This window comes from Streptomyces sp. NPDC042371 (assembly GCF_056437465.1).
Genome location: NZ_JBWKAP010000001.1, coordinates 1,256,430 through 1,278,835, shown reverse-complemented (window position 1 = coordinate 1,278,835; position 22,406 = coordinate 1,256,430). Strand labels below are relative to the sequence as shown.

Here is a 22,406-nt window from a genome sequence, read left to right as displayed (position 1 = left end):
CGGCCTCACCGCCCCGGATAGCGGCCCCGCAGCGCCCGACGCGCAGGCCACAGCGTGCCCGTAGTCGTCGTGGCCGCGACCGTCAGGGCGATCAGTGCCGCCTGGGCGGGGGCCAGGTGGGGCAGGGAGCGGGCCGTCGACAGGGCGAAGGCCAGGAGGGGGACCGAGGCCACCAGCGTGCCTACTGCCAGGCCCGTCAGGGTGGTGGCCGCCGTTTCCAGGGCGAGCATGTGGCGGAGCTGGCGCCGGTCCGCTCCGGCCCTGCGGAGCAGGGACAGTTCGGGGCGGCGGCCGATCGTGATGAGGGCGAGGGTGCTCAGGACGGCGATCGCCGTGAAGGCGCCGATCGCGCCGACCGCCGCCACGGTCACCACCTCGCCCAGCGCCCGGTCCTCCGGGTCGAGTTGCTCGGGGGCGGGGTCCGGCTCCAGACGCGCCCCCGGCGCCGCGGCGCGCAGGGCCCGGGGCTCGGCGTCCCCGGCCACCAGGATCCGGTCCGCCCCCGGCGAGGACGTGTGGCGGCGCAGCTCCTCCTGGGAGAACAGGAAGGAGCCCAGGGCCAGTTCGCGGTCGTACGTCGCCACCACTCGAAGGCGTGCCTCCACCCCGTCGCCGAACCGCACCGTCACCGTCGAGCCGGGGTGCGCGTCCAGGGAGCGGGCGCGGTCCCTGCCGACCGCCACCGTGCCGGGGCGCAGCCCGGTGAGGTCGCCCTCGCGGACGCCCGGGTCCAGGGTCCGGGCCAGGCCCTTGGGGGTCGCCCCGAGTACCGGGAGGCGGTCCAGGCGGGGCGAGCCCGTCTCGCGGCGGGCCAGGACCACCGTGCCGCGGGTGATGCCCGTGGCCGCCCGCACCCCCGGGACCGCTTCGATGCGGGAGAGGGTGGTGGCGGGCAGGCCGCCGGGCGCGGTCAGGGCGTAGTCCGCGCGCGCCGCCTGCCGTGCCTGGTCGCCCGCCGCGTGCGTCATCGTCGCGCCCGCGGACAGCTGCACCACGATGAACGCCGTGACCAGGATGACCGGGGTGAGCGCCGCCCCGAGCCGCGTCGCAGTCGCCGTGCAGTTGGCCGCCGCGAGCTGGCCGCCCACGCCGCCGAACCTGCGCAGCGGCCCTCCAAGGACCCGCATCGCGCCCTCGGCGATCCACGGGCCGAGCAGCGCGCACCCGATCACCAGGACCACCGCCGCCGCACCGGCCGCCGCGGCCGCCGCCTCCCCGTGCTGGAGCGTCGCGGTACCCGCCGAGCTCACGCCGACGAACAGCAGGACGAGCCCGGTGATCTGACGGGCCTTGCCCGGCGCCTGTTCGCGCAGCGCCTCCGCGGGGCGCACCTTCCCCGTCCGCGCGCAGGCGATCAGCGCGGCGACACGGGCGATCAGGAGGGTCAGGCCCGCCGTCAGGAGAGGGGCGGGCAGCAGCCAGGGCGGCAGGGGGAGGACGAGCCCCGGGGGCAGGGCGCCCCGCGCGTCGAGCAGGGCGCGCAGGCCCAGGAACGCGGGGACGGCCGCCACCGCTCCCACCAGACCCGCCACCGCGGCGACCCGGCCGACCTCGCGGCCGACCGCGCCCCGCACCTGCCGCGGCGTCGCGCCCACCGCCCGCAACAGGCCCAGCTCGTGCCCGCGTTGCCGCAGCGCCTGTACCACCGTCGACGCCACGACGAGCAGCGCGATCAGCACGACCGTCGCGGTCACGGAGCCGAGCAGCGCCAGCATGGAGGACCTGGCGGGCGCCGCCGCGAGGAACTCGGCGTCGCCGCGCCCGTTGCCCGTCAGGACGCGGAGCCGGGCGCCGTCCCCGCCCGCCCGGCGGCCCACGCTCCTGAGGCCCGCCTCGTCCACCGCGTGCCGCACGCGCGCACGCAGGGTCGCCGTGCTCGTACCGGAGTCCGCGAGCACGCCGACCGCGGCCACCGAGCCGGGGCGGCCCGCCAGCCGGTGGGCCCGGTCCGCGGTGAAGTAGGCGGCCGCGCGCGGGCCTTCGGCGATGCCCGTCACCCGGTACGTCGCCTCGGTGCCGGACACGCGGACGGGGACGCGGTCGCCGACGCGGGCCGTTCCCTCGCCGACGACGACCTCGTGGGGGTGGCGGGGAGCGCGGCCCTGGAGCAGCCCGTAGGGGGCCAACCGGGCCGCGGGCCAGGGGCGTCCGGTCGCGGGGGTGTTCTCGCCGCCCGGCTTGATGCCCACCTCGAACACCTCGTCCGCGATCACCGCGCGGACGCCGGGGACGTCCCGCAGGGTGCGCAGCGCGGCCCGGGGGACCCTGACGCGCTCGGTGAGGCCCGCCGTCGCCGTCTCGGGGTCGCTGCCCCACGGCTTGGCGGTGAAGCGGGTGTGCTGGTCCCCGGCGACGACGAGGCCCGCGTCCGCGTACCGCTCCACGCGCGCGTGCCCCAGTCCGGCCGACGCGAGCGCCAGGGTGAACGAGCCGAGCAGGAGGGAGGTGAGGGCGAGGGCGGCGAACACGGCGGCCCAGGCCTTGCGGTGCGTCCGGGCGCCGCGCGCGGCGAGCAGCCGGGTCGCCTTGACGGGGGCGGCGCTCATGCCGCCCGCCGGGACAGGTTCCGCATGATGCCGTGCACTTGGGCCGCTCCGGGGCGCTCCAGGCGTGTGACGACACGTCCTTCGGCGAGGAACAGCGCCTCGTCGGCCCAGGCCGCCGCGGCCGGGTCGTGGGTCACCATCACGACGGTGTGCCCGTCCCGGTCGACCGCCTGCCGCAGCAGCGCCAGGACGTCCTGCGCGGTGGCCGGGTCGAGGGCGCCGGTCGGCTCGTCGGCGAAGACGACGTCCGGCGAGGTGACCAGGGCTCGGGCGACGGCGACGCGCTGCTGCTGGCCGCCGGACAGCTCCGCGGGCCGGTCGTCCGCACGCCCGTCGAGCCCCACGGCGGCGAGCGCGCACAGCGCCCGGTCGGCGTCGGACGCGTCCGCGGCGCCCGCGAGGAGCAGCGGCAGGGAGACGTTCTCCCGGACGCTCAGGGACGGCAGGAGATTGTGCGCCTGGAAGACGAAGCCGACGCGCTCGCGGCGCAGCCGGGTCAGCGCGGCCTCACCGAGCGCGCCGATGTCGACGCCTCCGATGCGCACGGTCCCGGAGGTGGGCCTGTCGAGGCCCGCCGCGCACTGCAGGAGCGTCGACTTGCCGGACCCGGAAGGGCCCATGACGGCCAGGAACCGGCCGCGCGGCACGGCGAGGTCGACGGGCGCGAGGGCGGGGACGCCGCGCCGGTAGGACCTTTCGACCCCGTCGAGCGAGAGCGCGTCGGGCACGGCCGCCGGCTTTCCTGCGGATACTGCTCCGGAACCCCGTCGCCTGAACATCCGTACGCCCTCCCAGTGGTCGCTGCTGCCACTGAGAACGCTAGAAACACCAGGTCGGCGGGGCGAGAGAGCGCACTCCCGACCCGATGGTGGAGCCTGCTACACCCCCGGGCCACACCCCCCTCGCGGGAGCCGTCAGTCGCGCGCCGCCTCCGGATGCAGCCGCACCCAGCCCGCCCAGGCCGACGCGACCATCTCGCGCACGTCGCGCTTCGCGGACCAGCCGAGTTCCGTGGCGATGCGGTCCGCGGCCGCCACCACGCGGGCCGGGTCGCCGGGGCGGCGTGCCGTGACCTCGGCGGGGGTGTCGTGGCCGGTGACCTCGTTGATGAGGTCCGTCATCTCGCGGACCGAAACGCCCTCGCCGCGGCCGATGTTGAGGGTGAGGTCCGTGCCGGGCGCCGCGGACGCGAGCCTGCGGGCCGCCGCGACGTGGGCCTCCGCGATGTCGACGACGTGGATGTAGTCGCGTACGCACGTGCCGTCGGGGGTCGGATAGTCCGCGCCGAAGATCCGCGGGGCCTGACCCGCGGTGAGCTTCTCGAAGACCATCGGGACGAGGTTGAAGACGCCGGTGTCGACGAGGTCGGCGGAGGCCGCGCCCGCCACGTTGAAGTAGCGCAGGGACGCCGTCGTCAGGCCGTGCGCGCGGCCCACCGCGCGGACCAGCCACTCACCGGCCAGCTTCGTCTCGCCGTACGGGCTCATCGGCAGGCACGGCGTCTCCTCGGTGACGAGGTCGACGTCGGGCATGCCGTACACGGAGGCGGACGAGGAGAAGACGAAGTGGGCCACGTCGTCCGCGTCGGCCGCGGCGTCGAGCAGGACCCGCAGGCCCTCCACGTTCTCGTGGTAGTAGTGCAGCGGCCGCTCCACGGACTCGCCGACCTGCTTCTTGCCCGCCAGGTGCACGATGCCGGTGACCGCGTGCTCCCGGAAGGTGCGGGCGAGCCGGTCGCCGTCGAGGACCGAGCCGACGACCAGCGGCACCCCGTCGGGCACCCGCTCGGCGATGCCGGTGGACAGGTCGTCGTAGACCACGGCCCGCTCGCCCGCCTCCGTCATGGCGCGGACGACGTGCGCCCCGATGTATCCGGCGCCGCCGGTGATCAGCCAGGTCATGGTCGGCTTGTCCTGTCTTGTCGCGAGTGTGATGCGTGAGGTGCAGTGTCGCAGAGCCCCTGTCCGGTCCGTGTCAGCGGCCCGCGACACCCGGCACGGAGCGCAGCAGCCTGGTCAGACGCCGCTTCGCGACCCCGGCGACACCCCGTACACCGGGCGCGAGGCGCACCGAGAGGTTGCCCGCCTGGGTGGCGTACGGCTGGACGAGCAGGACGCCGCGCCGCCTGCTCGGCACCACCGTGCGGCGCAGCAGTCCGGGCCCGGCGACGGCGTGCGCGGTCGTGTCGCGCGCCGTGCCGTCCTCGAACCGGAGCCGCAGGCGGATGTCCCACACGGCGTTGTCCAGCGACCCGAGGTCGAGCAGGACCGTGGCGGCCCAGGTCTCGCCGGGCCGCTCGGCGCCGAACGCCGCCGTCCTGCGCAGACCGGGCCGCCCGCTCTGCCGGTGCACCAGCTCGACGTCGACCGTGGCGGGCCCCGCGTCCGCCACCCGTCCGTACAGCTCGTGCATTCGCAGCGTCAGCCGCGACCCGCCCGCGGCCGGGCGCAGCTCACCGTCGACCGCGATGGGCAGCAGCCGCACGGGCCGCACGAGCAGGTGCTCCAGGGTGACCTGGGGGAGGTCGGGCGCCCAGACGGGGGTGGCGTCGGCGGCCCTCGGGTACGGCGCCGTGAGCCGGGCCGGGCGCGCCGCGACCTGCTTCAGGCGGATCAGGTCGCGCGGCTGCTCGGAGGCGAGGATCACGCGGGCGATGACCCGGCCGGGCGCGGGCGCCGCGTCGAGGTCGGCGGTGTCGAACGTCGCCAGGTAGGCGCGGGTGTGGGCCCACCACTCGCGCTGGTACTCCGTGCCGCGCGCGGCGAGTTCCCGGGTGTACATGCGCAGGCTGTGGTCGACGAACTTGGCGCGGGCCGCCCGTGCGAGCTGCTTGCCGCCGGTGCCGAGCGCGTCCCGCAGGATCTCGACGGACTGGCGGTGCGCCTCCGTGCGGGCCTGCCAGTTGGCGATCCCGGAGCGGTCCAGGGAGATCGACAGCTTGGCGGCGGCGCGGCGCACGTGCCAGACGTAGACCGTGTCGGGAACGAGGGCGATGCGCGGCGCGGCGGCCAGCATGCGCGCGGTGAAGACGAAGTCCTCGTAGACGAAGCGGCCTTCGGGGAAGCGGATGCCGTGCTCGCGCAGGAAGTCCGTGCGGTAGAGCTTGTTGACGCAGAGCGTGTCGTGGACGAGGCGGGGGCGGAGCTCGGGGCGGGCGACGAGCTGCGCCTTGCGGTAGATCTCCGGCTGCCAGGGGATCTCGCGGCCCGACGGCAGCTCGCGGCGCACGCAGAGCCCGGCGGCGACCTGCGCGCCGTGCCTGCGGGCGGCGGCGAGCAGCGCGTCGGCCGCGCCGGGCGGCAGCACGTCGTCGCTGTCGAGGAACATCACGTACGGCGCGGCGGCGGCGTCGATCCCGTCGTTGCGGGGCGTGCCGCAGCCGCCGCTGTTGGTCCGTCGGCGCACGACGCGCACGCGCGGGTCGTGCGCCGCGAGCGCGGCCAGGATCTCCGCGCTGTCGTCCGTCGAGCAGTCGTCGACGGCGATCACCTCGTGGACGGCGGGGCCCTGTGCCAGCGCGGAGCGCACGGCGTCCGCGATGTGGGCCGCGTCGTTGTATCCGATCACGACGACGGAGACGTCGGAGCCGGACGGGTTCGTGGCAGGGGTGTTCTGGGCACTCGGGTGAGGCAGGATGCGGTCCACAGTGGAAATTTTAGGGGTTCCTGGCAATTATCCGATTAGAGGGGCATTCGTGGGCGTGGACCTGCCCGGATGTGCACCTTTCGGCCCGCCCACCCGCGCGAGCACCTCACCCGTCCGCCGGCTCCAGCCCACCACGACGGCCTCGGGCGGCACGCGCTGGTCGGCGGAGAGCAGCAGCCACCGCACCTCGTAGCGGCGGACGATCGCCGACCGCTCGGCGCGCGTGGACTCGGGGGAGAGGTAGGAGCGCACGGCTGCCAGACGCCGGTTCCGTACGTCCTCGTCGAGCGAGGCGTCCGGCCAGGCGGGGGCGACGAGGTTGGCGCCGAAGCCGGGCACGGAGCGGGTGGCGTGGTAGCCGTTCGTCAGGACGACGTCGCCCCGGTGCATGTGGCCGACCGCCCATCCGTAGCCCGGCCAGCGCGGCGGCTGGTCGAAGCCGATGGGGTCCAGGGCGCGGGGCACGACGGCGCCCGCCTGGATCTGGAAGAACCCGACGCACGCCCCGAGGGCCGCGGCCCCGGCGAGCGCGCCGCGCCGCCACCCCCAGCCGCGGGGCGCCGCGAGCTCGATGGCCAGCGCGAACTGGAGCGGCACCAGCGTCAGGCCGAGGATGCGGCCGTAGGTGTAGTGGCCGCTGGCCCAGCCGTACGCGACGACCGCGCAGTCCAGGGCGAACATCAGGACCAGGGGATCCCTGCGGTCCCTGCGGAAGCGCAGCCACAGGGCGGGCAGGCCGATCAGGGCCAGCCAGAAGCGCTGCGGCATCTCGGTGTAGAGCTGGCGGTGGATCCAGTCGACGGACTCGTCCCCGACGAGGGAGAAGACGCTGTAGTACGGCCAGAGCGCGGCGAGCACCGCCGCGGTCACGGCGGTCACGGCCCAGGGCCACGCCCGGAGCCAGGCCCCGCGCCACATCGGGAGGCCCGAAGCGGCGAACGCGACGACACCGATCACCGCCCCCACCGACGAGATCGGGTGGACGAGCAGGATCAGTCCGCACAGGGCACCGAGTCCCGCGTACGGCCACGGATCGCGCCGCATGCCGCGGGCCAGCGCGCCCGCCCACGCCCAGGCCCAGAACGTCAGGCCGATCGCGAACGTCGACGGGTAGCCGAGGTTCCCCGTCATCGACATCAGGCCGAGATAGCCGCTCCACCACGCCATCCGGGTGCCCCACAGCAGCACCATCGCGAAGAGCGCGAGGACCGGCGCCCACGGGCGGGGCGTCAGGACGCGGACGAAGCGGCCGATGCCGGTGAGCAGGACCAGGAGGTTCAGCGGCCCGGCGAGCTTCACGACCTGCCAGCCCGCGAGACCCGTGGCCTTCGCGAACAGGCCCTGCGCGACGGCGTACGGCGAGTAGTACGCGCTGCCGTCGCCCGGCAGGGCCGCCATCGGGTGCCCGGGGTGGAGGAGGTTCTCCTTCAGCCGCTCGACGACGGCCGCGTGCTGGCCGAAGTCGCAGCAGATCGGGACCCGCCAGTACGCGAGCGACATCACCAGCCAGAACAGCCCGCCGAGGACGAGGTACGGCGAAGGACGACGGCGCCCGCCGCCGCCGAGAGCCGTCGCGCCGTGCGCCGCCCGGCGCGTGAGCAGCGCCCCGCTCACCGCATCAGCCTCTCCGCCACACGGGCCGCGGCCTGTCCGTCGTCCAGGTCGCAGTAGGCCTCGCGGAACGCCGCGTACGCCTCCGCGTGCCGGGACGTGATCGCGTCCAGGTCGCGCAGCGCCTCGACGACCTCGCCGGTGGAGGCGAGCAGCGGGCCGGGGGCGCGCGTCTCGAAGTCGAGGTAGAAGCCGCGCACGGTGTCGCGGTAGTGCTCCAGGTCGTACGCGTGGAACAGCATCGGGCGGCCGGTGTGCGCGAAGTCGAACATCAGCGAGGAGTAGTCCGTCACCAGGACGTCGGCGAGCAGCAGGAGTTCGGCGGCCCGCGGGTGCGCCGACACATCGCGTACGAAGGGGGCGCGGGCGCCCGGCAGCCGCCCTGACGTCAGCGGGTGCTTGCGCACGAGCAGCACGTGGTCGTCGCCGAGCACGGACTCGGCGGCGCGGAAGTCGAGCGCGGGCTCGTAGCGGAACCGGCCGGGGGAGTACGCGAGATGGTCCCGGTACGTGGGCGCGTAGAGCACGACGCGTTTGTCCGGGGTGATGCCGAGCTCGTCGCGGACCCGCTCGGCGACCTTGTCGCGGTCCTCGGTGAACAGCACGTCGTTGCGGGGCGAGCCCGCCTCAAGGACCTCACCCTCGTAGGCGAGGGCGCGCCCCAGGTGGGGCGTGGAGAAGCGGTTCGGCGAGATGAGGACGTCCCACTGGCGGGACAGCTTCGGCAGGGCGTCGAGGTGGCCGTGGTCGGCGTAGAGCGTGTCGGTCAGGTCGGTGCCGATGCGCTTGAGCGGGGCGCCGTGCCAGGTCTGGACGACGGTCTGGCCCTCGCGGCGCTCGAAGAAGTCCGGGAGGTGGCCCGCGGTGACGATGCGGCGGCAGCGGGCCAGCGCGTCGTACCAGTCGGCGCTGTGCTCCTCGACGCCCTTCGCGCCCGCCGGGACGTGGGTCTGCTGGTCGTGCGTGACCCACAGGTGCTCGACGGCGGTGCCGCGCCGCACCAGCTCCTCGTGGACGGCGCGCGGCGACTCCCCGTCGAAGTACAGGACGGCATCGGTCAGCGGCAGCTGGCGGCGGCTCGGATAGTGGACGGTGCGGAGTCTGTGGCGTCGGTACGCGCCGCGCTCGGACCGGGAGAGCACCGACCCGGCCTCGACGAGCAGCCGGTCGCCGAACCGCCGGTCGACGGTGAACTCCCGCCCCTGGACGGTGTGGTGCAGCGGCAGCGTGGCGGACACGGCGGCGAGCAGCCGCACGGGCACCCCGTCCTCGGCCCGCCCGGACGCCTCCTCGCCGGGGCCGCCCCGGGCCGCGGCGTCCCGCAGGAACGCGTACCACCGGCCCTCGCGCAGCGCCCCGCCGCCCGGTGCGACCACCGCGCGGAAGCGGTCCCCGTCCCGCTCCGCAGGAACGGTCAGCTCCTCGTCGCGGCCGCTGTGCCGCAGCACCAGCTCGGGCTCGTGCCAGCTGGCCGCGGTCACCGAGCCCGCCACGGTCAGCGTGCCGTCCGCGCCCCAGGTGACGTGGTCGGCGACCGGCTGCCGGGTCAGCTCGACGACCAGCTGCCCCTGGTCGTTGGCGGTGGCGCAGAGTTCGCGGCCCGCGCGCGACGCGTACCGTCCCGGGGGCAGGTCGAGGGTGGCGGCCAGGGACTTCAGGGTGCCGCCCGGCAGGACGAGGTTGGCCTGCCAGCGGTCGCCGTGCGAGGGCTCGACCTCCTTGGGCGCGAGGTGCGGGGTGGGTGCCACGCCCTCCAGGTCGGCGAGCCGGACGCGGACCTCGAAGCGGTCGCCGGTGAGCCGTGCGGGGTAGTCGAAGTCCGTCCTGGTGGCCGCGTGGGTGAGGCGCAGGGCGGTGGGCCGCAGGCGGCCCGGCAGGGAGCCCGCGAGGACCACGTCGTCGCCGTCGCGCCGGTGGGTGTCCACGCGTGCCGCGTACTCCTGGATCCGCAGCACGAGGCGGCCCTTGCTGAAGCCGAGGACGAGCCGGAGCCCGTCGCCGAGCTCGCGCACCACGGACTGCGCGGAGGCTCCCTCCACGGCCCGCACCGCGGTCCTGCGGACCGTGCCGTGGCCCGCGACGACCATGCCGAACAGCCAGTTGCCGGGCTGCCAGCGCCCGCCGGTCTTCAGCTGCTCGGGGTCGACCGTCATCTCGAAGCCGGACAGGTCGTAGCAGTGCAGCCGCTGCCGGGACTTCTCGGTGGCCTGCGGCGCGGCGACCGTGCGCGTCGGCACGCGGCGGAACTTCCCCTTGCTGTGCACCGACTTGAGGAGCCCGGCCTTCACGGAGTGCCCCGGCCGGGTCGCCTCCAGGTTGCGCACGTACGCGTATCCGCTGATCCGCAGCTTCCCTTCGGCGTCCCACCGCGCCTGGCTCACCCGGGCCACCGCGGGCAGTTCGCCCCGGCCGATCCGCGCGACCTTCTCGGGGACGGCGCCCACCCCGGGGTAGGCGGCGCGGCGGCGCACCTTCCCGCGCACGTGGAAGGCCGAGCCGTTGGCCCGCTCGAAGGCGAGGAGTTCGATCAGTTCCGCGGTGCGTGACTCGCGTACGAGCTGCCACTTGACGCGCAGGTCGACGGGGAGCTCCGCGAGCACGGCCGGGTCGGCGCGGCGCAGGAAGGCGGCCGTGTCGGTGAGGAACGCGGTGCGGTACTCGGGGCCGCCCATCGGCAGCCCTTCCAGGAAGTACACGAAGTCGTCGCGCAGGCAGGACGCGTCGTACGTCTTCTTCATGTCCGGCGCGTGCTCGGCGAGGAAGCCGGAGACGTGGGCGCAGGCCGCGATCCGGTCGCGCACGCCCTTGACGTCGGTGCGGCGCCGGGTGATCGAGCCCTCGCGGACCCGCCAGTAGTAGACGTGGTCGCTGAGCACGTCCACGGATCCGGCGAGGAAGTGCGCCGGGATCATCACGGGGGTGTCCTCGTAGAGCTTGCCCTCGGGGAAGGTGAAGCGGTGCCGGTCCCAGAAGGAGCGGCGGAACACCTTGTTCCAGGCCACCCGGTCGGAGAGCAGGTCCAGGTCGCGCCCGATGTGGGTGCGGGTGCGCGGTTCGGTGAGCCACTTGTACTGCCAGGCCTGGGAGCGGCCGCGTTCGTTGAGCCGCCAGACGTTGCCGCTCGCGAAGTCGGAGCCGGTGGCGTCCAGGCTCGCGATCATCCGTCCGTACGCGTCGTGGGGCACGACGTCGTCGCTGTCCACGAAGGTCAGGAACTCAGCGGTGGGGGACGCCTTGCGCACCCCGGTGTTGCGGGCGGCGCTCAGTCCGGCGTTGCGCTGGCGGACGTAGACGAAGCGGGGGTCCTTGGCGGCGAACTCGCGGGCGATGCGGGGGCTGGCGTCCGTCGAGCCGTCGTCGACGAGGATGCACTCCAGGCCGCCGCGCGCCTCCGGGCCGCCCAGCAGGCCCGGGCCGTCCATGGTCTGCCCGGCGATCGACTCCAGGCACTCCTCCAGAAACTCCTCGACGTTGTAGATGGGTACGACGACGCTGAGACGGGGCTGCACGCGAACCGGCCTTTCGTGGGGATAACGGCATATTCATCCCCTTTGCCCGTTCTCCGCTCCCGTTCGTCAATTACCTTGCCCCCGACCACCCCAACGAGTGACGTTCGGTCTTCGACAGGCGGTGTCCCGCTGGCTACGGTCGGTGTCCATGACGCGCTTCTCGGTAGTCGTCCCCGTCCACCGCGTCCAGGGCTACCTGCGCGCATGCCTGGACTCAGTGCTCACCCAGTCCTTCGGCGACCTCGAACTGATCGTCGTCGACGACGCGTCACCCGACGCCTGCGCCGCGATCGCCGCGGAGTATGCGGAGCGCGACCCGCGCGCGCAACTCGTCCGCCTCCCCGCCCAGGCAGGTCCTGGCCCCGCCCGCAACATCGGCGCCGACCGCGCCACCGGCGACCACCTCCTCTTCCTCGACGGCGACGACCTGCTCCTGCCCGGCGCCCTGGCGGCCGTCGACGCCGCGCTCACGGCGGCGGGCGACCCGGACGTGCTGCTCTGCGCGCACGACCGCGTCGACTGGTGGGAGAACGTCCGCCCCGGCGGCGACGACCTCACCGGCGACCCCCTCGCCGCCACCCCCGCCGCCTGGAACCGCCTCTTCCGGCGTGGCTTCTGGCACGAGCGGCGGCTCGCCTTCTCCTCCGGCGCGTACGAGGACGTGGTGCCCGTCCGCACCGCGACCCTGCGTGCGGGCGAGCGCACCGCCGTCCTCGACCGGCCCTGCGTGCGCTGGCGCGAGCGGCGCGCGGGCAGCTTCTCCAAGACGCCGGGCCGGGCCCACTTCGCCCTGATCGGACGGTACGAGCAGTTGCTTGCCGCCGCGGGTCCCGAGGAGCGCGCCCGGCTCCTGCCGCACGCCGCCACCCACCTGCTCGCCGTCCTCGACGACCCGGGGCGGATCCGGGAGGGCGACCGGCGCGACTTCTTCCGCGAGGCCGCCCGGCTCCACCAGCAGTACGCGCCCGGCGGCACCACACCCTCCACCCCCGAGGGAAAGGCCCTGGCCACCGCCTCGTTCGCCGCCTACGAAGGGCTGCGCAAGGCGGAGACCCGGCGGCTGCGCCTCACCCGGCAGCTGAAGCGGCAGAAGAAGAAGCTGCGGGCCCGCGCCATGCGCGCCGCCTACCGCGCCGACCTGCGCCGCCCCCTCGACCCGCACCTCGCCGTCTACGGCGCCTACTGGAACCGCGGCGTCTCCTGCAATCCGGCCGCCATCCACGCCAAGGCCCGCGAACTCGCCCCGCACGTCAAGGGCGTGTGGGTCGTCTCCAGCCGCAACAAGCACCGGGTGCCGCCCGGCGTCGACTACGTCATCGAGGGCTCCCGGCGCTACTGGCAGGCGATGGCCACGGCCACCTACCTCGTCAACAACTCCAGCTTCCCGGGCGGCTTCACCAAGCGCCCCGGCCAGGTCTACCTCCAGACCCACCACGGCACCCCGCTCAAGACGATGGGCCTCGACCAGCGCCGCTACCCGGCAGGCACGCACGGCATCAGCTTCCAGAAGGTCCTCGACCACACCGACCAGTGGGACTTCAGCCTCTCCGCCAACCCGCACTCCACCGAGATCTGGGAGCGCGTCTACCCCTCCGTGGCCTACCAGGCCCTGGAGGCGGGCTACCCGCGCAACGACGTGTACTTCACCGCGGGCGAGGAGGAAGTGGCGCGCGTCCGGGCGCAGTTGGGCGTGGCCGACGGGCGGACCGTGCTGCTGTACGCGCCCACCCACCGCGACTACCAGAAGGGCTTCCTGCCCCGCCTGGACCTGCGCCGCTTCGCCGACGCGCTCGGCCCCTCGTACGTCGTGCTCGTGCGCGCCCACTACTTCTACGGCGGCGACGCGGGCCTGGAGAGCCACTCGCAGCTCGTCGACGTTACCGGGCACGCGCGCGTGGAGGAGCTCTGCCTGGCCGCCGACGCCCTCGTCACGGACTACTCGTCACTGATGTTCGACTACGCCTGCCTCGACCGCCCGATCGTGACGTACGCCCCCGACTGGCAGGCCTACCGCCTCGCCCGCGGCACCTACTTCGACCTGCTCTCCGGACGCCCCGGCGAGACCCCGGGCGCCGTGGCCACCACCGAGGACGAGCTCGCCGCGGTGTTCGGGGACGGCGGCTGGGACACACCGGAGACCACGGCGCTCAGGGCGGCGTTCCGGCGGCGCTTCTGCCCCTACGACGACGGAAGAGCCGCCGAACGCGTGGTCCGGCGGCTCTTCCTGCCCGAAGGTCAGACGCCGTCCCGCACCTCGTAGGGCGAGCGCACCGGGAAGTACGCGGTCAGGAACGACCGGATGGCCAGCGCCATCTCCTCGTCCGCCACACCGCCGCCGGGGGACTCCCCGATGCAGAACGCGGTCCTGTCACGGTTCTGCAGCAGCCGCCCGAGCCGTGCGTGGTCGGCGGGGTCGCCGATGTCCACGAAGTCGTACGAGATGCCGGCGGGCACGGCGCGCCCGGTGAGGTACGCGTAGTGCTGGTGCAGCGAGGAGACCAGCGCGAGATCGCCGCGGGAGCGGACGCGGCTGCGGGCCGTGGCGGCCGTCTGCTCGGGGAAGCGCTCGGTGATCTCCTGGAGGATGCTGCGGCGCAGCGCGTACGGCACGTGGAAGAACGAGTGCGTCGTCGTCCTGCCGAACTCGCGGCGCAGCAGCTCGCGGTTGTTCTTCGCCGCCGCCAGATAGCCCTCGTCGCCGGGGCCGACCGGCAGCGCGGGCACGGACGCCGACGACCAGAAGAAGCGGGCGAGGCCGTTGCTGAGGAAGAAGGTGTCCGGGGTGGTGGGGCGGCCCAGGAACATGTCGTCGTTGAAGTAGAGGAAGTGCTCCGACAGGCCATCGATGCGGTGCAGTTGGGACTCGATGGAGTGCGAGTTGAAGGTCGGCAGGCACTCCTCGGGGTCGGCGAACAGGTCGCGGTGGTCGACGACCGTCACGCCCGGGTGGTCCCGGTCGAGCCAGGGCGGGGTCTGGCCCGCCGTGACGAGGTACACGTGCCGGATCCACGGCGCGTACATCGCGAGGGAGCGCAGGCTGAAGCGGAGCTCGTCGCGGTTGCGGAACCGCACCGCGCCGCCGTCGGCCGACGTGTCGCCGCCGCCGAGCGTCGCGTCGCGGCTGGCGCGCCACTCGGGGTCGGAGTCGTCGACCCAGGTGTAGACGGCGTCGATGGGGAAGTCGACGTCCTTGATGAGGAGTTGGGTGAACACGTCGAGGGTCGGATACGCGCGTTCGGCCACGCTCAGGGTCGTCGTGGCCGTCAGCGAGGGCAGCTCGGCACCCGCGAGCGTCGCCCCGAAGGGCGCCCGGAAGCCGCCCTCGGGCGTCCGCGGCCAGAACCCCACCGTGCAGGCCAGACCCGCGCCGTGCCGCAGCGAAAGGGTGGTCGTGGTGACCGGCTTGAAGATCTTCACGCCCGCGAGATCGCCGATGCCGTCGAGGCGTTCGGCGAGGACCGTGCCGGGCGCCGCGTCGCGCGGGTTGACCAGCTCGGCGTAGACGGGCTGCCCGCGCAGCGCCCCGGCGAGCGCCTTCAGCGCGCGGCCGCGGTCGTCGTCGGCCACGGCCACGGTGTGGGCGGTGCCGTGCGAGGTGCGCACGACGACGTAGGGGACGTCCTGCGACTCCAGGGCGTCCGCGACGAGTTGCAGGTTCCACTCGGTCATCCGCGGGGCGAGGACGTCGTCGCGCCGCTCGGCGAGGCGGCCCACCGAGCGGATGACGCGGCCCGATCCGTCCGCCGCGAGGATCTCCCCTTCGCGGGCGTGCTCGTCGGCGGCGGCCGCCGCGTCGAAGGTGTGCGGGGCGGTGGGCCGGAAGCCGCTGCCGCCGGACGCGACGCCGAGCGCCACCCGGTCCGCACGCCCGCGCAGCCGCTCCGGCCGGTCCCGCCCCGCGACGAGCCGCGTGTACAGCTCCTCCCAGCGCGCGGTCACGTCAGCCGAGGAGAAGCGGGCGTAGACCCCTTCGCGCGCGGCTGCGGCATAACGGCGCCGCATCTCGTCGTCACCCATCAACTCGCCCATCGCGACCGCGAGTTCCTCGACCTCGCCCGGCGGCACGAGCAGCCCGTCGACGCGGTGCCGCACGATCTCGGCGGGCCCGGTCAGCACGTCGTACGCCACGACAGGAACCCCGGCGGCGAGCGCTTCGAGGAGCACCAGCGGGAAGGCCTCGTTGTGCCCCGCGGTCATCAGGCTGAGCCCGGCCTTGGCCCACTCGGCGGCCATGTCCTGGCAGGGGCCGAGGAGTTCCACCCGGTCGTGCAGGCCGAACCCGTCGACGAGGCGGCGCAGCTGGCGTTCGCGGTGGCCGCTGCCGAAGATCCGCAGCGTCCACTCCGGGTGCGCGTCGGCGACCTGCGCGAACGCCCTGATGGCGTGGTCCACGCGCTTCTCGCCGGTCAGCCTGGCCGCCATCACGATGACCTTGCTCTCGCCGTCCGCGCGCGGCCGGAAGCCGTCGGGCACGGCGTTCGGGATGACGGCGAGCTCGGGGGCGGTGGCGCCGAGGGACTCCGCGAGCCAGTCGCGGGTGCGGCCGGTGAGCGCGACGAGGGCGTCCAGGCGCGGCGCGTGCAGCAGCAGCGGTTCGCCGGACGGGCCGCGCCGCTGGGTGGGGCGGTGCTCCTGGTGGACGGTGACGACCCGGGCGGGCGCCAGCGCCACGGCGGCGGCAAGCAGCGCGGGCGTCGTGGTGACCAGTACGTCGGTGTCGAGCGAGCCGAGCGCGGCGGTCATCTCGACGTCCGAGAGCCGGTCGAAGGCGTCCTCCCAGGCGGGCCTGATCAGCTCGCTGGGCAGCGCGGCCAGCGTCCGGCAGGCGGCGTCGTCCAGCTCCGAGTCCCGCACCGGGCGTTCGGGCGTGCCGGTGCGGTCCACGAGGTGGCGCACGGGCAGCTCGCGCGCCTCGGCGAAGAACGGCTCGGCGCGGGTCCGGAAGACGGAGACGACCTCGACCTCGATGCCGGGACGCTCGGCGAGGTGCCGCGCCTGGGTGTACGTGGCGAGCTCGGTGCCGCCCATCTCGTCGCCCCAGCCGAGCAGATACGTGATCTTCATGAGCTCTCCTCCGCGGAGTCCCGTGCGGCTTCGGTGATGTCCCAGCACGTCACCGCGAACGCGCCGGAGCTGGTGAAGTGGGCGTGTGCCCGGACGAGCGCGCCGCCGGGCAGCGCGTGGACGCGGAAGGGGGTGGGGTAGGCGGCGGCGGGGTCCCGCACGTCGGTCAGCCACCGTCCGACGGGGAGCGGCCCCACCCGGAAGTCCCACACCCACTGCCCGGCCCCCGCCCCGGCCATCGCGCCGAGCGGCACCCGCAGCGTGAACGCCTCGCCGCGCCAGTCCACTTCGGCGGGCACCACCACCCCGTCCCGCCGCCGCACGGCCTCGGCCCCGCCGGGCAGACCCCCCGCGACGAGCCTGCCGTGCACCGTGATGCCGTCCCCCGACGGCACGAACCGCACCAGCTCCGCCCGCGGCCGCGACCGCGTCGCCTGGAGCACCGCCCGTCCGCTGCGGGCCCGCACGACCCGGACGAGGGTGCCGGTCAGCGGGTCGGGGGCGTGCGGGGCGGTCGGCGTCGCGGGCGGGGCGCCGCTGTCGGCGGGCGCGATCCCGTACCGCCGTACGCGGCCGTCGGCGCCCCGCGTCTCGACGGTGAGCCGCCACACGCCGTCCCGCATCCCGCGCAGGGTCGCGGTGGCGGTCAGGAGAGGGGCGGCGCCGGTGTGCGGTTCGTGCACGAGGGGGACGGCGAGCCTGCGGTGGCCGCGCGTGATGAGCAGCCGGGCGTCGCCGGTCCCCTGCGGGGCGGCGACCGCGAGGTTGAGGGTGCGGCTGTCGCGGAGCGAGAGGTGGACGGGGGCCAGGAGCGGCCGGACCCGCCCGGCGCCGCCGCGTACCCGGCCCGCGGCGGTCCGCTCCAGACGGAAGCGTGTGCTTCGCGCGGTGCTGAGCAGCCGCCGGGCGAGGGGTGGCGGGGCGAACCGCTGGGCGAGATGGTCCATTTCTCTACTTTGTACGAACTTGCCGGATTATCGGCGCAGGCGGCTCGGCGGCTGCGCCATCTGGCGCTCCCGACCGGGGTGATGACACAGGCCCTCAGCGGCGGGCCTTGCGCACCGCCCGGGTCACCACCGGCGGCAGCAGGTCGACGGCGAGCCTGCGGACGGCCGACGGCTTGCGCGCCGGAGCCGGTGCGGGTGCCGCTGCCGTGGCTGCCTGGGGCCGGGGGGCCGGGAGGGCGGCCGTGCGCTTGGCGGGGCGCGGGTGGCGGGAGGTGACCAGGTCCGGTGCGGGGATCTTCGCCCGGGAGGCGCGCAGCACGTCGAGCCCGTCGATGTGCTGGATCTCCGGTGCGCAGTTCGGCATCGCGTGCAGCGCTTCGAGGAGCGCGGTGCGCAGCGGCGCCGGGTCGCCCCAGGTTCCGTACAGCTTGTTGGAGGAGAGCATGACGGGGCGCAGGCCGTGGCGGAACACGGCTTCCCAGGTGGCGGCGGCGACGCCCGGCGTGTGCTCGGTGCGGTAGTCGTCGAGGACGAGGATGCCGTCCTCGCGCAGCGCGTCCCGCGCCGTCAGGATGTCGTCGCGCACGTCGTCGTACATGTGCGAGGCGTCGATGTGGATGAACCGGCAGGAGCCGTCGTCGATGATCTCCGGCAGCATGTCGGTGCGGCCCTCGACCAGTTCGGGCAGTACGTCGTGGAAGGCCGTGTAGTTGGCCTCGAAGGCCCGCCGGGTCAGGGACTTCTGGTAGAAGGCCTTGGTGGCCTCCTTGGTGTAGCCGTCGTCGGCCCCGAAGAGGTCGCAGACGGTCATCTTCTCCTCGGGCCGCAGGAACTGGCCCATCACGACCGTGCTCTTGCCGAGGTAACAGCCCATCTCCAGGAGGTCGCCCGGCGGGGTGTCGGCGGCGCCCTCGCCGAGGAACCAGGCGAACAGGCGCTGGTCCAGGGGCCAGAACCAGCCCGGCACGTCCTCAAGGCCGGCCGGGCGGGGCAGATCGTCGGCGGCGTCCTGGCCGGCGGTGGCTTCGCTGTTGGTCGTCGTCATGAGTGGGCCTCCATCAGGGGTGGTCGATCGGTCGGTCGATTGATTGGCCGGGGCGCAGGACGTCACCGCAGTGCTGCCGTCCGCTCGTGTACGCCGCGGGAACGGCGCGGTCGGCCCAGGCGCGCAGCGGCCCGAGACGCCCGGGGTGGCGCACGGCGTCGGCCCGCACCCAGTCACCTCCGCCGTCGGGCGTGCGGTACAGCGGCAGATAGCCCTCCGCCGTCAGCCGGGGTGCTTTCATGCCGGTCTTGCGCGCCCAGACGCCGACGGCGTGCACGAAGGTGGGCCGCAACTCCCGGAACGCGTACGTCCGCAGCCCTTCGGTGTCGCCCGCGGCCAGCGCGTCCGCGATCCGCGGCTCGGTGAGTCCCGCGAGGTCGTACACCTTCAGGCCGCTGGTGAGCAGCGTGCCGCCGAGGCTGGGCAGGAGGACGGAGCCGTCCTTGACGCCGAGCCGGTCCGCGTACTCGTTGAAGAGCACCCCGTCCCGGTTGACGACGAGGCACATCGGCAGCGTGGGCTTCGCGCGGAACTCGGCCGCCTGATCGCGCTGCGCGGACCACGAAAGGAGCAGCGTGGTGCTCAGCGCCACCGCGACGGCGGCCCGGGGGCGCGGCCCGCCGCGCTCGGCCAGGCCCACGGCGGCGAGGGCGAGCGCCAGCGCGCCCAGCGGCCACACCGGGGTCGCGAACCGGTGCATCCCCATCCAGTCCGGCTCCAGGACGCCGTACGCGCAGAGCGTCAGGACGAGCGGCAGGACGACGGCCGCGAGCGCCGTGCGCGGCATCCCGCGCCGGGTGAGCGCGATGGCGACGAGCGCGGTGGCCACGAGCACCGCGGGCCAGCCCGCGAAGGTGAGGAGCTCCCCGGTGGTCCGGGTGAACAGCTCGGCGCCCGGCACCTCCTGGGCCTTGGCGACCGCGGTGTTGGGCACCAGGCGCCCGAAGACCGCGAAGCGCCAGCCGAGGAACAGTGCGTACGGCACGGCGAAGGCGGCCGTGGCGAGGGCCGCGGCCCGCACCCGCGGACCCACCGGCCCGCCCCACATCGTCAGCAGGAGCAGCAGCGGGTACACCCCCGCGAGCACCGCGCCGTCCGGCCTGGTCAGCGCGGCCACCAGGGCGAGCAGCCCGGAGGCCGCGGCGGGCCCCCTGCCGAGCAGGTTCCTCGCGGTGACCGCCCGGACGAGCACGGCGGCGAGGACCGTGGCGACACAGGCGTACAGCGGATTCTCCAGGCCCGAGAACGTCCAGGCCACGAAGGAGACGTTGGCGCCGAGCAGCACCCCGGCCGCGGCCGTGACCAGCCAGGAGCGGGCCACGAGGCACCGGGCCGCGCAGGCGACGGCGACCAGCACCCCGAGGGCACACAGCAGGCCGAGCGCCTTGGGGTAGAGGATCAGGTCCGGGACGCCGAACAGAGCGCGGTGGTCGAAGAGACCGAGCCGTCGGCCCGCGACGAGGAGGGCGAGCCAGGCGGGGTTGGAGTAGCCCTCGACCGGTGCGGCACCCGCCTGCTGGACCGGGCCGAGCCCCTCGTCGATGCTGCGGGCGTAGGCGAAGGTGATGGCCGCGTCGTCGACCACCCACTGGCCCAGGCGCGACCCGTGCAGGGCGATGAGGGCGCCGCCCCCGACGACGGCCGCCGCGTCGGCCCACCACGGGGAGGCGGCCGGGCCGGTGCTCTTCGGGGCGCCGGTGCCGGTGTCGGTGCCGGTGTCGTCCGCGCGGGCCGACTGGCCGGGGATCTCCGGGGTCTCCGAGACCGGAGTCGTCGTGCCGCTCATCGCGTGCTCTTCGAGAGGCCGGAGGGCGTGGCGTCCCGGAGGCGGCCGGGGTCCTGCTGGGGGATGGGCGGCGGCGGGTACTCCTGGCCGAGCATGACCAGGGAGACCACGCGGGCGGCCGCGTTGCCGTCGTCGTACTCGCAGAACCGGGCGCGGAAGGCGGCGCGCAGGGCGGCGGAGCGTTCGTCGCGCCACGTCCCGGAGGTGAAGAGGTCCGCCAACTGCGCGGTGCCGGTGGTGACGTGGCCGGGGGGCGTCGCGAGCAGGTCGAAGTAGGTGCCGCGGGTGATCTGGAAGACCTCCCAGTCGTCGGCGTGGACGACGATCGGGCGGTCCAGGCACGCGTAGTCGAACATCAGGGCCGAGTAGTCGGTCACCAGCGCGTCGGAGGCGAGCATCATGTCCTCGACGGACGGTTCGTCGGTGACGTCGATGAGGAGCCCGCGCCGCTCCAGGTCGCGCAGCTGGAGGCCGCGCACGGCGGCGCGCGCGTACTGCGGGTGCAGCCGCACCAGGAGGGTGACCCCCGGTCCTGCCTCGCGGGCCAGCCGCTCGAAGTCCAGGCGCGGCTCGTACCACTTGCGGTGGTCGCGGGGCGTCGGCGCGTACAGGATCACGGTCCGGCCGTCGGGGATTCCGAGCCGTCGGCGCACCGCCACTCCGCGCAGCGGGTCGCCCTTGACGAGGACGTCGTTGCGCGGGGCGCCGGTGGGCAGCGAGGCGAAGTGGCAGGGGTAGGCGCTCGCCCAGGCGCGTTCCGCGTGGCGGCCGGACACGAGGCTGTAGTCCCAGCGGTCCGAACGCCACAGCTGGGCGCGGACGTTGAGGTGGTGCAGCGCGGCGGGGCGGCCGAGGAGGTCGATGCCCATGAGCTTGAGCGGCGTGCCGCGGTGGGTCTGCACGTGGATCTGTCCCTCGCGCTTCACCAGTCCCGGCGCCCAGTTGACGTTGTTGATGAAGTACGTCGCCCGGCTCATCACCCGGTGGTACGCCGGGGAGTCGGGAGTGACGAAGTCGACGCCCTCCGGCATCCGGTCGGCGAAGCCGGGGTGCACCACCCACACCGGCCTGACGTGCGGGGCGACGACGCCCGCGGCCTGGTGGACGGCGGCCGGGTCGCCGAGCGGGCCGCGGTGCGAGAAGGCCGAGTACACCGCGAGGTTCGGGTCGAGCGGCAGGGTGCGCTGGACCCGGGTGAAGGTCCGCTTCGTCTTCCTGGCGGCCGCCTTGCGCAGCCGCTGCTTCTTCTTCAGCAGGGCCGCGCCCACCGACTGGACCGCCGATACGGCGCGGAACACGGCGTACGGACTGCTCGCCGTGAGCCGCCACTGGAGGCGGTAGCGGTCGTCGGGCGGGGTGAACCCGGCCGGTTTGTGACGCCGGTAGAAGTCCACGGTCGTGCGGTAGAAGTCGCCGCGGTCCTCGGCGGGGACGCGCTCGGTGTTCGGCAGCGTCGTCAGGAAGTGGTTGATCATCCGCTCGAAGAGCAGCGGCCTGGCCGCGTCCAGCTCCGGATGCGCGTCGAGGAACGTGAAGAGCCCCTCGTACTGCGGGAAGATGTCGAAGTGCTTGCGCCCCGGGGTGCGGGTGATCGCGCCCTGCCTGCGCTGGCGGTACTCCACGCACACCCGGTCCAGACAGCCGATGCGGCGCGCGGAGACCAGGGCCTGATAGGTGACGGGGGCGTCCTCGTAGAGCCCCTTGCGGTACGTGAATCCGTGGCCGGTGAAGAAGTCGCGGCGGTAGGCCTTGTTCCAGGCGACCAGGAACAGGTGCAGGTACTGCGGGCTGCCCAGGATGTCGAACGTGTCCGTTCCCGCGGAGACCAGCAGGTCCGCGGTCATGCTCCGGCCGCCGGACCCCCACCAGTGCGTGCGGACGTGGTCGAAGACGAGGACGTCGGGGTCCGATGTGACGTGCAGCCGCTCGTCGATCGCCGCGAGCGCGCCCGGCGTGTAGCTGTCGTCGCTGTCGAGGAACAGGAGGTAGTCGCCGGTGGCGTGGGTGACGCCGGCGTTGCGCGCCCCGCCGAGCCCGGCGTTCTCGGCCAGGTGGACCGCGTGGACGCGGGGGTCGGCCGCGGCGTACTCGTCGACGATGGCGCCGCAGTGGTCGGGCGAGCAGTCGTCGACCGCGATGACCTCGATGTCGGTGAACGACTGCGTCAGGACCGAGTCGAGGCACTCGCGCAGGAAGCCCTGCACCTTGAAGACGGGGACGATGATGCTGAAACGAGGCACGGGATCTTCCTCG

12 protein-coding genes are annotated in these 22,406 nt (G+C 74.3%); 1 reads left to right on the top strand and 11 read right to left on the bottom strand.

The window, feature by feature from the left end; genetic code table 11:
- Positions 1 to 5 precede the first annotated feature (5 nt).
- From AC068B_RS05590 to AC068B_RS05565, 6 genes are all read right to left on the bottom strand, one after another.
- Positions 6 to 2,546 carry an ABC transporter permease gene (locus tag AC068B_RS05590; RefSeq protein ID WP_478669146.1) on the bottom strand — a complete coding sequence of 847 codons (2,541 nt, stop codon included), beginning with the start codon at positions 2,544 to 2,546 and terminating at the stop codon, positions 6 to 8.
- Complete coding sequence (locus tag AC068B_RS05585) at positions 2,543 to 3,325, bottom strand: ABC transporter ATP-binding protein (RefSeq protein WP_478669145.1); 783 nt, start codon at positions 3,323 to 3,325, stop codon at positions 2,543 to 2,545. Before AC068B_RS05585 ends, AC068B_RS05590 begins: the two co-directional genes overlap by 4 nt.
- A gap of 135 nt (positions 3,326 to 3,460) precedes the next feature.
- Positions 3,461 to 4,447: a UDP-glucose 4-epimerase GalE gene (galE, locus tag AC068B_RS05580; protein WP_478669144.1), complete on the bottom strand. Its 987-nt coding sequence runs from the start codon at positions 4,445 to 4,447 to the stop codon at positions 3,461 to 3,463.
- Positions 4,448 to 4,520: 73 nt separating this feature from the next.
- Positions 4,521 to 6,191: a glycosyltransferase gene (locus tag AC068B_RS05575; protein WP_478669143.1), complete on the bottom strand. Its 1,671-nt coding sequence runs from the start codon at positions 6,189 to 6,191 to the stop codon at positions 4,521 to 4,523.
- A 27-nt stretch (positions 6,192 to 6,218) separates the two neighbouring features.
- Positions 6,219 to 7,805 (bottom strand): hypothetical protein, encoded by a 1,587-nt coding sequence (locus AC068B_RS05570; protein ID WP_478669141.1) that lies wholly within the window; start codon positions 7,803 to 7,805, stop codon positions 6,219 to 6,221.
- Positions 7,802 to 11,311, bottom strand: a complete 3,510-nt coding sequence (locus AC068B_RS05565) for a bifunctional glycosyltransferase/CDP-glycerol:glycerophosphate glycerophosphotransferase (RefSeq protein ID WP_478669140.1) — start codon at positions 11,309 to 11,311, stop codon at positions 7,802 to 7,804. The genes AC068B_RS05570 and AC068B_RS05565 overlap by 4 nt, the downstream gene beginning before the upstream one ends.
- Positions 11,312 to 11,459: 148 nt before the next feature.
- On the opposite strand from AC068B_RS05565, the gene AC068B_RS05560 reads away from it, so the two are divergent.
- Complete coding sequence (locus tag AC068B_RS05560; protein WP_478669139.1) at positions 11,460 to 13,571, top strand: bifunctional glycosyltransferase/CDP-glycerol:glycerophosphate glycerophosphotransferase; 2,112 nt, start codon at positions 11,460 to 11,462, stop codon at positions 13,569 to 13,571.
- On the opposite strand, the gene AC068B_RS05555 is transcribed toward AC068B_RS05560, so the two are convergent.
- From AC068B_RS05555 to AC068B_RS05535, 5 genes are all read right to left on the bottom strand, one after another.
- Positions 13,547 to 16,375, bottom strand: coding sequence for a stealth conserved region 3 domain-containing protein (locus AC068B_RS05555; protein WP_478669137.1), 2,829 nt, complete (start codon positions 16,373 to 16,375; stop codon positions 13,547 to 13,549). The genes AC068B_RS05560 and AC068B_RS05555 overlap by 25 nt on opposite strands.
- Positions 16,372 to 17,322 carry a hypothetical protein gene (locus tag AC068B_RS05550; RefSeq protein WP_478669136.1) on the bottom strand — a complete coding sequence of 317 codons (951 nt, stop codon included), beginning with the start codon at positions 17,320 to 17,322 and terminating at the stop codon, positions 16,372 to 16,374. Before AC068B_RS05550 ends, AC068B_RS05555 begins: the two co-directional genes overlap by 4 nt.
- Before the next feature lie 94 nt (positions 17,323 to 17,416).
- The gene (locus AC068B_RS05545; RefSeq protein ID WP_478669135.1) at positions 17,417 to 18,367 is read right to left on the bottom strand and encodes a class I SAM-dependent methyltransferase; all 951 of its coding nucleotides are present in this window, start codon (positions 18,365 to 18,367) and stop codon (positions 17,417 to 17,419) included.
- Positions 18,368 to 18,380: 13 nt separating this feature from the next.
- Positions 18,381 to 20,153 carry a hypothetical protein gene (locus AC068B_RS05540; RefSeq protein ID WP_478669134.1) on the bottom strand — a complete coding sequence of 591 codons (1,773 nt, stop codon included), beginning with the start codon at positions 20,151 to 20,153 and terminating at the stop codon, positions 18,381 to 18,383.
- The gene (locus AC068B_RS05535) at positions 20,150 to 22,393 is read right to left on the bottom strand and encodes a bifunctional glycosyltransferase/CDP-glycerol:glycerophosphate glycerophosphotransferase (RefSeq protein ID WP_478669133.1); all 2,244 of its coding nucleotides are present in this window, start codon (positions 22,391 to 22,393) and stop codon (positions 20,150 to 20,152) included. Before AC068B_RS05535 ends, AC068B_RS05540 begins: the two co-directional genes overlap by 4 nt.
- Positions 22,394 to 22,406: the final 13 nt, after the last annotated feature.